9 protein-coding genes are annotated in these 13,616 nt (G+C 58.2%); 3 read left to right on the top strand and 6 right to left on the bottom strand.

Annotated features, from left to right (window positions below):
* Positions 1–45: 45 nt before the first annotated feature.
* The 3 genes from DSM3645_RS08805 (at position 46) to DSM3645_RS08795 (ending at position 4,889) form a co-directional block, all read left to right on the top strand.
* Positions 46–711, top strand: coding sequence for a sulfite oxidase-like oxidoreductase (locus DSM3645_RS08805; RefSeq protein ID WP_002651771.1), 666 nt, complete (start codon positions 46–48; stop codon positions 709–711).
* A gap of 725 nt (positions 712–1,436) precedes the next feature.
* A complete protein-coding gene (locus DSM3645_RS08800; protein ID WP_002651770.1) occupies positions 1,437–2,354 on the top strand; it encodes an ATP-binding response regulator in 918 nt (305 codons plus the stop codon).
* Between the two features lie 21 nt (positions 2,355–2,375).
* Positions 2,376–4,889, top strand: coding sequence for a response regulator (locus DSM3645_RS08795; RefSeq protein WP_002651769.1), 2,514 nt, complete (start codon positions 2,376–2,378; stop codon positions 4,887–4,889).
* Between the two features lie 8 nt (positions 4,890–4,897).
* On the opposite strand, the gene DSM3645_RS08790 is transcribed toward DSM3645_RS08795, so the two are convergent.
* Genes DSM3645_RS08790 through DSM3645_RS08765 form a run of 6 tightly spaced genes read right to left on the bottom strand, consistent with a single transcriptional unit; the run spans position 4,898 to position 13,612 of the window.
* Positions 4,898–5,821 (bottom strand): hypothetical protein, encoded by a 924-nt coding sequence (locus DSM3645_RS08790; RefSeq protein ID WP_002651768.1) that lies wholly within the window; start codon positions 5,819–5,821, stop codon positions 4,898–4,900.
* A gap of 2 nt (positions 5,822–5,823) precedes the next feature.
* Entirely contained in the window at positions 5,824–9,336 is a 3,513-nt protein-coding gene (locus DSM3645_RS08785; RefSeq protein ID WP_040351715.1) for a hypothetical protein, read from the bottom strand.
* 22 nt (positions 9,337–9,358) lie between these two features.
* Positions 9,359–11,932 carry a hypothetical protein gene (locus DSM3645_RS08780; RefSeq protein WP_002651766.1) on the bottom strand — a complete coding sequence of 858 codons (2,574 nt, stop codon included), beginning with the start codon at positions 11,930–11,932 and terminating at the stop codon, positions 9,359–9,361.
* 19 nt (positions 11,933–11,951) lie between these two features.
* Entirely contained in the window at positions 11,952–12,377 is a 426-nt protein-coding gene (locus DSM3645_RS08775) for an ExbD/TolR family protein (protein WP_002651765.1), read from the bottom strand.
* A gap of 12 nt (positions 12,378–12,389) precedes the next feature.
* On the bottom strand, positions 12,390–12,806 hold the full coding sequence (locus tag DSM3645_RS08770; RefSeq protein ID WP_131282351.1) for an ExbD/TolR family protein: 417 nt from the start codon (positions 12,804–12,806) through the stop codon (positions 12,390–12,392).
* A gap of 14 nt (positions 12,807–12,820) precedes the next feature.
* Complete coding sequence (locus DSM3645_RS08765) at positions 12,821–13,612, bottom strand: MotA/TolQ/ExbB proton channel family protein (protein WP_002651763.1); 792 nt, start codon at positions 13,610–13,612, stop codon at positions 12,821–12,823.
* Between the last annotated feature and the right edge of the window lie 4 nt (positions 13,613–13,616).

The following is a 13,616-nucleotide window of genomic DNA, read 5'->3' as shown; positions in this document are numbered from 1 at the left end:
TCGAGTAGACGCCGCAGTATTCTTCCTACCTCTCTGGGTACCTGTATGTTTGAATCGGAACACGACCGCGCCAAATACCAATCCGGCGACCCCCTAAAGCCAGACGAGGTCACGGAGGAAGGGGTCATCATCAGCCCCGATACGCAGCGGAGCGAGCGAATCCCGCCGGGCCAATCGCGGACGCGGAAATGGCCAATCTTGCACGCGTCGATCGTGCCGGAGGTGCCGATTGAAAAGTGGCGGCTGAAAATCTTTGGCCTGGTCGAGCGCGAAGTCACGCTGACCTGGGACGATTTTCAAGCGCTGCCGCGTAGCAAGGTTTTCGCCGATTTTCATTGCGTCACGCGCTGGTCACGCTTGAGCAACGTCTGGGAGGGGGTCGCGACGCAGACGCTCTTGCAACTCGCGGGAGTCCAGCCGGACGCAAAATACGTCCTCTGCCATGCCTACGACAACGGCTGGACCACCAATTTGCCGCTGGAGGACTTTCTCGCAGATGACGCATTGCTCGCCGACAAGCATGACGGTCTTGCGATCAACGCCGACCACGGCGGACCGGTACGCGGCATGGTGCCGCGTCTGTACGCGTGGAAGAGCGCCAAGTGGATCCGCGGCATTGAATTGACAGCGAGCGACAAGCCGGGCTACTGGGAGCGCGGCGGATACCACAACCACGGCGATCCCTGGACCGAAGAGCGATTCGGATATTAGGGATCGTAGCGATTGTTAGTTGACGCAGAACTGCGCGACAAAACTGCCAGCGGCGAAGCAGATCGCCAATAAGATAAGGACGTACGTTGGATGCATTGGATTTCTCGCAGATCAGTCGCCCAAGGCGAGGTGATGAGGAGGGTGACCCATCGGTCACCGCCAATCCAACTGTAGGTCATAAAAAAACCGCCGGCTGCAAGCAGCACGGCGGCTCAGAAATATAAGAAAACCTTCGGTCAAGATGCGACGAGTGGAGTCGCTGCGAGACGGGCGAAACTCTGGCGTGCACTTGCACTAGCCGTTAGTGAGTCCGGCCCTCGCAAAAAATTGGTCCCTCTGCCGGATAATGCACCGAAGGCTTCTTTTCCTATTTTAGTCTACCCGGCAAAACCCGCTAGGCTTTACTGAGCGACAAGTTCCCTGATCGGCAATATTCTTCGGTCTGCTGTAGACCAAATTTGCGAATATTGTGATCGGGCTACGCATTGTTGCGAGTCGGCCGTCAAAGTCAACCCGACTCGGATTATCACGGCAATTCTTCCGCCGCATTCTCCCCCCAAATCGAGACGATTTCCCCACCCGATCTACGCCGTTATTTAACATCCGCTCTTTATAAAGAGGGATCGGCGGAAGGACTTGCGACATCGGCAAGTCTGCTATCGGCCGCCCCATCTAGGACAAAAAAATTGGCGAAGCTTGCGCCAGTTTCTTGGGAGACTATGACTATGCCGACCGTTTTGATCGTCGACGACACCCCGGTCGACCTGGTTCTACTAGAAGGAATCCTGAAAAAGGACCCGCAAAATAAAATTGCAAAAGCGACCAACGGTCTGGCGGCCCTGGAATTGCTACAAAGTATTTCGGACGAAGTCGACGTCGTCGTGACCGATCTGAACATGCCCGAAATGAACGGTCTGGAACTGGTCAACCGCATGCAGTCGGTCTATCCCCAGATTCCGGTCGTTCTGACCACTGCGCACGGCAGCGAAGAACTGGCCGTCGAAGCGCTGCAGCAAGGCGCGGCTTGCTACGTGCCGAAAACGCATCTGGCCGAACGACTCGTCTCCACGGTGCAACAAGTTCGTGCGATGTGCGCCGCTGAGCGCAACTACGAGCGCCTGACCCAGGCGATGACCAAGGCCGACTTTGAATTTCGCCTGACCAATGATCCGGTCTTGTGTGAGCGTCTGGTCGAAATGATGCAGCAGATCGCCGGCAGCATGGGTTTGTGCGAAGCGAGCAATCAAGTTCGTCTAGGCATGGCGCTCGAGGGCGCGCTGTTTAGCGCCTACTACCGCGGCAACTTAGAGCTTGATCTGGATCAGCTCGAATCCCTGCAATTGGACAAACCCGAGGCGATTGCGCTGGTCGAACAGCGTCGCGCCAGCGAACCATACGCGTCACGCGTGCTGCATGTCCAAGCCAGTCTCAGTCGAGACGAAGGATCGTTCGTCATCCGTCACGAAGGCCCCGGGATCGATGTCACATCGATCCCCGAACCGAACGATCCGCAGGCGCTCGACAAATTGGGGAATCGCGGACTGGTGCTGATGCAAGCCTTTATGGACGAAGCGACTTTTGACAACGATGGCGCAACCATCACCATGATCAAACGCCGCGCCGCGGCCATGGCGCGCGTCTAACGTTCCTTTAGGAAAACTACCGTGACGCATCGCGACGACAAATCGATCTACGCCGAACTCGGCAAGCTGCGGAGCGATTCGACGTTGGCCGAATTGCCAGCGCACCATGCTTCGGTCGATGCGTCGACCTGGGGCAAAGAAGTCGAAGAAATCTTTGACAAGCGCCACGACTTGCCCGGCGTGTTGATCATGGTGGGGGATCAGTTATTGGGTCTGATCTCGCGCGAAAAGTTTCTCGAGTACATGAGCCGGCTCTTCTCGCGTGATCTCTATTCGCAGCGTCCAGTCCGCGTGCTGTACGAGTCGATGAACATCCCGCACCTGGAAGTCTCGGCCGACGCCAGCATTCATGACGCGTCGCGAATGGCGCTGAGCCGGCCGCGCGACGCGGCGTACGAACCGCTGGCGATTCGCCGCCAAGACGGGACGTTCCGCGTCGTCTCGGTGCATATGTTGATTCAGGCGCAGTCGCACTTGCTGGCGATCGCCAAGGATGTGATTCAGTCGCAAAAAGAATCGGCCGACGCCGCCAACCGGGCCAAAGGGCAATTTCTGGCGAACATGAGCCACGAAATCCGTACGCCGATGAACGGTATCATCGGCATGACCGAATTACTGCTGGAAACCGAACTGGCCCCGCAGCAGCACGAGTACCTGCAGATGATCAAGACGTCAGCCGACTGTCTGGTCTCGGTCATCAATGACATCCTCGATTTCTCAAAAATCGAAGCCGGCAAGCTCGAGATCGAGTCGATCCCGTTCCAACTGCGTGAGAATTTGGGCGACCTGATGAAGACGCTCGCATTCCGCGCTCACGGCAAAGGGCTCGAGTTGGTCGCGCACGTTCGTCCGGACGTCCCCTGGCGAATGACCGGCGATCCGGGACGATTGCGGCAAATTTTGGTGAACCTGGTCGGCAACGCAATTAAGTTTACCGAGCACGGAGAAATCGTCGTCCGCGTCGACATCGACGAGATTAGCGAGACCGACGCGCTGCTCCACTTCACCGTCTGCGACACCGGCATCGGCATCCCAGAAGCGGCGCTGCAAAAAATCTTCGCCGCTTTTGAACAAGCGGACGGAACCACCACGCGCAAATTTGGCGGCACGGGACTGGGGCTCTCGATCTGTTCGCGTCTGGTCGAGTTGATGCACGGAAAAATCTGGGTCGAAAGTCAGGTTCATGTCGGATCGCAGTTCCATTTCACGGCCCAGCTAGGGATCGACGCCAACAGCTATGACGAACGGCATATTCCCCCGGATGATTGCCGACAGCTGAATGTCTTGATCGTCGACGACAACGATACCTGCGGTGAGATCATCGCCGAAATGTTGGCCAACTGGGGAATGCAGCCAACCGTGATCGGCGGCGCTGTCGAAGCGATTTCGCTTTACGCGGAAGAAGTGACTTCTCCAAAATTCCAACTGCTGATCATTGATCAACAGATGCCGGTCCTCGAAGGAACGGAACTGTTGGAGCGAATTCAAAAATCTCCGCGCGGGGCCGCCGCAAAATCGATCCTGCTGACGACCGGCACGTTCGACAAAGAGCCGACCAACCCTCTCCAAGCGCGCGTCGACGCGATTCTCTCGAAACCGATCAAGCAGTCCGATCTGTTCGACACGCTGATGAATGTCATGGGACACGGCGTCGCCGGTGATCTCGCGACGCAAAACGCCGGCGCCGAACCAAAACTGGGATCCTGGGGGCGTCGTATTTTGCTGGCCGAAGATAACCTGGTGAATCAAAAACTCGCGGTGCTTTTGCTCGAAAAACGAGGACACCTGGTGACCGTCGCCAGCGACGGCAAGCAGGCGGTCGAAGCATGGAAAGAAGGGGGCTTTGACCTGGTGTTGATGGACGTACAGATGCCGATCTTAGACGGCATGGCCGCGACGACCGAGATCCGACGTCACGAAACAAGGACCGCGCTGCGCATTCCCATCATCGCGATGACGGCGCATGCGATGAAAGGAGATCGAGAGCGGTGCCTAGAAGCAGGCATGGATGGATACGTCACCAAACCGATCAACGCCCAAGCATTGTACGATGCGATTGATGAGGCCCTGCTCTCCTTCCCGCCGCCCACTCACAATGAAACGCCTGACCATGCCAGCCCACCTCCGGTTGAGATGATAAACAGCCCCCTCTTAAAATCACTGGCTGCGCCAAAAGTCGACTGGGAAGCGGCGCTTACGAATGTCGGCGGAGACGAATCGCTGCTGCAAGCGATGGTGGATGTCTTTCTGACCGATGTGCGCAGGATCTTAAGCGAGATTGACGAAGCGATCGAAGCGAAAGATGGGCCTCGGCTCCAGCGCAACGCACATTCGCTCAAAGGATCGTTTGGCTATTTCGCCGCCGCCAGCGGGCAAGACGCCGCGATGCTGCTGGAGTCGCTTGGCAAAAACCAAAAGTTCGCCGAAGCTCCCGCCGCACTTCGAACCTTGAACGAGGTCTTCGCCGAGATCGAACCAGAACTGAACTTTCTGCTGCAGCATGGCAAGACGCCGATCGCAGGCGAGAACGTCTGAATCGCCGCTTACGGCGTCTCCCACTTATCGCGACGATAAACCGAGTTGCGCGGATCAAACTCGGTGATCGTATCTAAGGTCAGCGTCGCCAGCGGCTTGTGGTTTTCAGCCGCGGTCAATTCGGACCACTCCGGCACGCTTTCCATGTCACCGGCGCCATGAACTTCAGGCAACAATGAGAGCTCGGCCAACACCAGTTTGCGAACCAGCGGCATCGGAATTTTTCCCCCTTCGCAGCCGGGGCAGGTCTTATTCAGAATCGCAAGGCAATCTTCGTAACTGATATCTGACACGATGCTGTCAAACGCCTTCTGTATTTCAGTCCGCTTTAGTATGGATCGAGCCGAGCGGTGATCGCCGCCGCGTAGTTTCCGTAGACCGGTGATGATCAACGATTTCCACTCTTCGACTCTCTCGGGATTGGCCAGTTGCAGCGCAGGGCGTCGGTGAATGAGTTGGACGTCATGCTCTGGGTCCAGTAAATAGGCCATCGCCTGAAAGCGGCTCGCCTCTTCCGGCGAACGAGCAATCGCCGTCATTCCGAGCAAGCAACTGCGTCCCAAACGCGCCGGGTCCAATCGAGCGGCGATCAAAAACAGCCTCAGCGCCGTCTCGCGAGCCTCCGGGTCAATCTTCTTCTGCGCCAACTCTTCCGCATAGTTCCGATAGCCCTCCGGCTTGGCGGGACTCAGTTCGGCAAGTCGATTAGGCGAAACCGTCTCGATGACTTCCTCGACATCCCCTAGCGGTATGTCGCGCGTGCGGTTCTTGCCGCCTGCTTGCGGAATCCGCATCCGCAGTACGCCGCCAGAGCGACTTTCGACATAGCCAGTAACGGGATCCGACTCTCCGCGGACCAGCACGACCGCAGCGCCGGCGGAGGCCGGCCAGAGTGACAAACTGATCGAAATGGCCAGGAGGATCCGCAACATGGCTATGTCTCCATCCGAATCAATTGCATGCGGACCAGCGCCGCTTCGCCGTTGCGGATTTGCTGAAAGACATTTTGCGAACTTTGATCGACTTGCCGCAACTTGGCGATCAGCTGATCGGTCGCCAGACGCGAATTTGGCTGTGCACGAACAGCGGCGATCGCCGATAGTTCTAACCAGATTCGCTGTAACGCGGCGGTCTTGGTTAAGTCATTGCGAGCCACCAGCGAGACGACGCGCGATTGCAACAATACGTCATCCAACTTCGCCTGCAAATCGGGCGAAAGCTTCGCCGCGGCCAATTGATCGATCTGCAGTTGGATCATCGCTTGCAGCGCGTCGCTAGGGAGCCGCATGACCATCCGCTGCTCATAGGGCACGCCGGCGATTTCCGCTTGAATTCGATAGTAGTCCAGCAAGCTGGCGGCCGATTGCTCCAAGACGTCGCCCGAGACATCTTCCCCGGCGACTTTGGCGTCGTCATGCAAGCGCGGCAGTGCGTCCGACAACAAAATACGCCGCAGCTCTTCTTTCCAGATGGTCTTGTCGAGCAACACGATCGGACGACCCACGATTTCGCTCGCCATCCGCTCCACCTCGGAGAGCGGCATGATCGATTCCTCTAAGTGATCCGAAAACGCCAATCGCAGCATGCCCGAACCCCGAAAGTCGCTTAGCTTGCGCAGGACGGCGTCATGTTCGTCCCCCAGTTTTTTCAGCAGCAGATAGTCGACCAGTCGTTCGGCGTGGTAGTAGTCGAGATCGTCGCTACCAGAGATAATTGCGGCCAAGTTCTCGTACGCCATGACGCGCCGACGCGCGTCATTGGCGCGGCCCAACTGACGAAACGCTTCACGAATTCGATCCACGCGATCTTGCGACGTTACGCGTCGTCCCCCCGTTTTCGAGGCGCGAATCGGTTCCGGCACGTCGCTCGAAAGAGATTGAAACAGCCGGCGGCCTGATTCTTTTTGGGCGGCGGCGGCGCCCAGTGCGGAGATTCTCGACAACTCCACCGCATCGTTGAGCCATTCGTCGGGCGAACCAAACGCGCTTTCGCTCAACTCAATCTGATGGGCCTGCCCGGCGAAAAAGCGAGTCATCTCGCCCACATCCCCCTGCCCTGCCAAACCGGCCAGCGCGCTGCGCATGACGATTGCGGCGTCAGTCGGGTCCATCCCATCGACGGTGACATCGGCCACTTTGGCCAGCAACGATTGCAGTTCTCTGGCGACCTGACCGTTGGTCTTGCCCGATTCGAGCAATTCGATCAAACGGAGCAAGACCGCCAAATTGCGTTGGCTGATCTGCTGGTCCAGGACGCTGCGATAGCGATTCAGATCTTGAGGAACCCGCGGCAAGATCGCCAACAGCGCGTCTCCGTCCAGGTCGCCAGCCAACTGTCGATTGACGTTCGCTCGGACGATGCGCTGCAGCATTTGATGCGTCGCCATCGCTTCGGCTGGATCTTTCTCGATCAGGCGCCCCAGGGAAGCGTATTGGTTGCGTGCTAGTTCGTCCGCAAAAACGGCCGCCAAATCGGCCGCCGGTCCGGTCACCACGCCGAGCCTCTGCTCTAAGCGAGCGATGATTTGATCACGTCGCCCGACCGCCAACTCGCGCTGTTGCGCGATGTCGACAAACAACCCCAGTGCGACATATTGCCGAACAGCATTGCTCTTGGAATGTATCGCGTCTTCTTTGGCGGGGACTTGTTTCAAAAGCGACTGGGCCAACGTTTGAAATGCAGCGTCATCCGGTTCGTCGATCGCCAAACGGCGCAAGATGACGCGCAATTGCTCGGCATGCGTCGCGTTATCTTCGTCGGCCGCAGCTTCGACCAGCTTCGGAATAAATTCAGCGTACCCTTCAGCCCGCTGCCGTGCATCTTCTTTGGCGATCGCAGCCGTCGTCGGCTGGAGATCGGTACGTCGATGGCGCAGCGCCAGCAGATCGATTGTCAGCGCTTCGTTCCACCACGAAACTCGCTGAAATCCCTCTTCTTCGCTCGTGGGATCCGGCTGCGAGTTGGTCCCGGCGCCACCGGTTCGATCGGAATTCCAGACGCTGGGACCTTGGCCCAAATTGGCCCACTCCGGTTTGCCCCAATAAACGAGCGCCAAACCGCCAAACAGCATCATCGTCGAGACTAACACCGCCGCGAAGATCCGCCGCCGGCGACGCTTCGCTCGAGACTCAATGTTCGCGATGTGCTCTTCGATGAGCAGGCTCGCTTCGGCTCGCGCGACGCCCCATTGTCGCGCCTCGGTCAACAACCGCTTTCGATTTTCGATCGAAATAAAACCTTCGTCCGCCAATAGATCGTCGACGATCGACAGGACATGGGTGATCGCCTGATCGAGCGTGACGACGCGCAGCGCTGTCGTCGTGATCGCTTCGCGCACCGTCGCCGCCGCGGTTTCTTCCGGCAGGCCGTGCAGGTCAACGCCGATCTGCGTTAATTGCCGGGTCAACAAGTCCCCGACGATCTGGCTTTCGGTCTTCTTCACCTTATCGCAAGCGAAACGGCGAAACGCGGCGATTCGCTCTTCTAACGGATCGGCCAGCCGCGAATCGTCTTGTCGCTGCAGTGCGGCGAGCGCTTGCTCTTTTTCTTCCTTGGACAGCCCGAACTCCGTCGCCGCTTCGGCGATCATCACGCGACAAACCGAGCTGACCCCTCCCTGCCCTGCGATGATCGAAGCGGCCCGTTGTTGAAATTCGGTGATTGTCTGCTCACGTTTTTCGTCGACAACCAAAGCTTCGCTCGGTTCCGACGACTGCGACAACAGAACATAGTTACGCCGCTCGGCCGCGGCGTACAGCATGTCCCGCGCCAACACCGGCGAGAGCCCGAGCTTCTCCACCCCTTCGGCGATCAGTTTCGTTTCTCGCCGCTGGTTGATCCTGCCGGAAGTAATCGCCGCCAGCGCCAGATGGAGGTAATCCTCATACATCTCCTGAGGCGGTTTGCGCTCGATCTTCGGCGGCGTCGGTTCCTTGGTTTCAACCGGCTCCTCTTCTTCTGGTTCAGGAACCGTTTCGGCCACGATAAACGGGCCGTGCAACTCGCTCAACCAACGCTCGAACTGATCGTCATCCACACCCAGCTTGGCCGCCAATTTCCGCAGCTTCTCTGGCGTCTCGGCATTCGTGGCGGAAAGCAACAATTTTGCTTGCTGCAAAAACGAATCACGGAGCGGATCGGACGCCGTCAGCACGCAGCGCGACGCAGGCGGTTCGGTCGGCGGCCGCTCCGATTCGACCGGAGCGGTTGGCAACGTTCGCGGCAGCGCCTTCGGTTTGGCGACGACTTCGCGATTCTCGCGAAGTTGCTGCAGCGCCGCTTGATACTCTTGATTGGTCAGTCCCAATTGATCAGCGATGATCGCCAACTGCCCCAAACGCGTTGGATCAGACGCTCCATAGATCGCCATAAACGACGTAGCCCGACCGAGGAACGCTTCGATGCGTGCCGCAGGGCGATCATTCGCAGAGGGTTGGTCGTCAGACATGCAGCATTCCAGCGGCGAGACTTCACCGCGACGAGGCCAGTTCCTGTTCCACAATCTTTATTTTATCACGCCAAGGGGGTGGGCCGCCTGCGGGATACAGCAACTTGAATTGCGCCAGCACTTTACGAGCCCCCTCAGGGTCCGTCTCGGCAAGGCACGCAAGCTGGTACGACTTGGCTTCGAACCATTCGGAAGAGCCGCGATCGAGCCCTAAAAGTAGTTTACGCCAATGTTCTAGGGCGATTTCGACCATTCCGGCTTCAAACGCAGCTCGGCCCGCTTGTTGCAAATAAGTACGGTCATCGGGAAAGGCTGCGGCCAGACTCGAAATTACCGTCGCGGCCTCGGCTCGCCGGCCAATTAGTTCGGCATACTCGGCGAACTTGCTGGCGGCGACACGCGCATTTTTCTTTTCACGCAGCGTCTGCGGCGAAGAGCCGAGCTTTTGGACCAGTTGTCGATAGATCTCAAACGCCTCGGTACGAATCTCCGGCGTCGCCGTTTCTTGCAAGCGGCGATCGATATCGAGCGCTCGCACCACCAAAGCGGAAGTCGCGAACGCGGAGTCAGGCGCGTTGGCCAAAATCCAATCGGCGTGCTCCAAGATCTGCTCTGGCTGCTTGCGCTGCTGCGCCAACAGCAGCGCCCGATGATGGTAATCCGCAACAGAGCCGTCGGAAGTTGGCAATTGCGTCGCGAGCGCCGCCGCGCGACGAATGCCGCTGTCTCCCACATCGGCCGGCAGCAAACTGCGCGCGGACAACTCAACCGCCATCAACAGGGTGCGTAAGGCGCGAGCGCGATCGCTTTGCGATGACTTCTCATCCAAACTGCGGTTGAGCACATCGGACGCCGCCAGCAGGCGTTTGGCGTAGCCGATCTTCTGACCCTCATCGGTGGTTTGATCAATCTGCTGGCGAAGCATGACGCACAAGTCGTATTGCGCGGTCAAATAGTTCGGATCGCTCGCCGGGATTTTTGCGAGTTGGTCAATCGAATCACGCAACGAGCCGCGCGATTGCTGCAAGCGAGCGATCAAAAGATCCGCCTTTTTGGCGTAAGAGTGATCGGGGAAATCCCGTTTCAGATCTTCCAGCACGTCGATCGCCGCGGCGGCGTAGCGGGGATCGGTCTTGGCCAGCGATTGCAGCGAAACGAACGCCAGCCAAGCGCTTTCGACCCCTTTTTGCGGATTCGACAGCTTCAAGCCGGCGATCGCCTGACGAAAAGCGCCGCTCGCTTCGGCGAACTGTTTCAAGCGATAGCAGCACCATCCCAGCACATACTGACACTCGGCCAGCGCTCCGGCGTCTCCCGTAGGAGGATTGGCGACCGCTTTGATCAGCAGCACTTTCGCTTCTTTGTAGTCGCGTTCTTCCTTCGATTTTTCGGCCGCGGCAAACTGCCGTTGCCCTTCCAGCCACAGCAGATAAAAGCCGGGATCGCCGCTAACGTCGATCTGGTGTTCGTCCAGCAATTGGATCGCGGCGCCGATGCGGCCCAATTTCGCCAGGCCGACGATGCCGACCAAGCCTAGCTGCCGCATCTGTTGCGGCGACGTCCCCGCGAGAGGATGAAATCCGACCTGCGCGATCAAGGCGCACAAGCTGATCTTGCCTTCGCTGCCATCCCCCTGAAAGTGACTCACCAGACGTTGCGATTCGGTCAGCGCTTCGTCATATCTTTTGGCGTTTAGCAGACCGCGGACAAACCAATAGTCGGCTTGGTCCATGATCTGCGGCGACGCGTCGCTTTGCCGCAAAATCTCAAACACGCGGCGACTCGCATCCATCCGGCCGAGAAACGCTTCACACAGTCCTAACCCAATTAAGGCCCGCGCTCGCCATTCGACGATCAGGCCCAACTGGAGAGGATCAACGGCGTTGTAATTTTCTCCTTCAATCCCCAGCAGTCCCTGAAACAGCTTCATCGCTTCCGGAATCGCGGCGGACTGCGGGTTCCCTTCGATCACCGCACGATAGTAATTGGCCCACGCGGCGAAGTAAGCGGCTCGACCGGCGACCCCTTCCAGGGCGCGTAGTTCGCGTTCCCGCGCTTCGGCCGTCGGTCCGCTGGGCATTCGATCGACTTCTTCAAACCCCTGGGTGATATCGCTGCGAAGTTGCTTGGCGGCGACGGTCAACCGGGGCGTGATCACTTTCAAGATCGACGCGGCGGTCTGCTTGGCGTCCGACTTCGACGGATCGGCGATCCACTCGGATGCGGCGGCTTCGGCTCGTTGATAGTCGGCCTGGAGCAGCATAACCTGCAGCGAGGGAGCATTGGCCGCCGGATATTTTTGGATCAGCTTTTGAACGCGGCTGCGATAGGCGTCGAACTGCGCGTCATCGCCGCTGACTTCCATCAACCGAGCGGCGAAGAGATCGGCCAGCCCACGCAGCGCCTGGCGGCGACTCGCTTCATCAATCGGCTTTTCGACGTAGGCTTCGCTTAGCAAGATTCGCTGTTCCGTTAAACCCAAATGTGCGAGATAATCGTCGACCTGCTTGAACTCATCGTTCAAGATCTCCTTCGCCCGATTGTCATAAGACTGCGCAGCAGCGAGCGTCGCGGACAACGCCCAGAGCGCCGCCATGCCGGCCCATGTCGCTCGTCTACTTGCTGGTAAGCGGCTGATAGCGTACTCCGTGAAAACCGGCATTCTTGCATGCTTGGATCGCCGCCGAAACCATGCCATAGGGGGCTTCGTCCTGACCGCGCACAATCGCGGGAGACGATTTGTCAGGAAACGCGATCAAGACTTCTTCCAAATCTTCCTGGTTCGAAAAAGTGCGACTGCCCAGCTGATAGCCGAAGCCGCCGTCGGTCGCCGTCACTTCGACGATCGCCGGATCAAAGTCGCTCGCTTGCGCCGCCGCTGGATTGGCCGACTGGACCGCAATGTCCAATCGCCGTTCGGTGGGCGTAAAGCTGGCCGTCACGATGAAAAAAATCAACAGCAAAAACACGACGTCAATCATGCTCGTCATGTTTAAGTCGATCTTTTTGTCGCGCGTCGTGCGATGGGCGCTAAGTCTCACCTGGCGTTCCTTTTACTGCGGCGTTTCGACGGCGAGTTCCACAAGCTTTACGTCAAACTGTTCGAATTGTTCCACCAATTGATTGATCGCACGGCTTTGCGCCCCTTGATCCATGCGAACCAAAATCTTCAGCTGGCGCGGGTCTCCCCCTACCTTTTCCAGCTCGGCGGCGACGATCGTCGCGAGATCGGCTCGATCGACGGCGACTCCGCCGACGGTCATTCGACCAGGGCGATCAATGTTGATCGTTAATGTCGAGCGATCTTGATCCTTTTCGCCTGCTTGTTTCGGCAATTGCAATTGTTCGCGATTCGCCTGCGAGACTTGGGTCACGGTGACAAAAAAGATCAATAGCAGAAACACCACGTCAATCATCGGCGTGATGTTCATCTCGGGCAAATGACGATTTCGACTTTTACAGAGCCTCACGGCGATCGCTCCTGTTAGCGGCGACGACCGAGCGGGGTCAAAATCTGCTCGACCCGTTTGCCGGCTTCGGAAACGAGCGAGTCGATCCGGTTGCCGAAAAAGCTATAGGCGACCATCGCCGGAATCGCGACGACCAGGCCCAACAGCGTTGTCACCAGCGCCTGGCCGATCGCCTCGGCTAATTCGGCCGGCTTCGGTGCGCCGTCGGTTGCGGCGATCGTATTGAACGCGTTGATCATGCCGAGCACGGTGCCGGTCAGCCCCAACATCGGCGCGATTTGACCAATCAGGCCGAGCACTTCGATTTTGCGGTACAGCTGGCCGGTTTGCTCTTCGCCGGCTTCTTCGACCGCCGCTTTGTATTCGGCGAAACCAAATTCTGAACTGCGATAGCGGGTCAGGCCCGATTCGACGACGTAAGCCAACAAGCTGCGACTGCCGGGATGCTGACAAACTTCGATCGCTTCATCGATTTTCCCCTCTTCGACCAAGTCGCTGAGACTGATCGCGATATCTTCCGGCATCAAGACATCTTTGCGAATCGAGAGAAAATGCTCGACGATAAAACCGACCGCGACGATCGACAAGACGCCGATCAATGCACCGACCACTCCGCCATCCATCAGCGTATCCAACAAGGTCCGTTGCGGGGTGTTCTCTTCGGTCGGCGTTTCGACCGATTCTTCCACGGTCAGCGTTTCGCCCGCCGGCGGGCCGTCTTGCGCCAACAGCGTCATGCTGTAGGTCCCGACCAGCAAGACGAACGAATACGCCAATATGGCGCGGATTCCGATGGTGCGTCTCATGTTA

Origin of the sequence: Blastopirellula marina DSM 3645 (genome assembly GCF_000153105.1) — a bacterium.
Lineage (GTDB): Bacteria > Planctomycetota > Planctomycetia > Pirellulales > Pirellulaceae > Blastopirellula > Blastopirellula marina.
The sequence above is the reverse complement of the archived record's forward strand: the minus strand, read 5'-3'. Positions and strand labels throughout refer to the sequence as shown.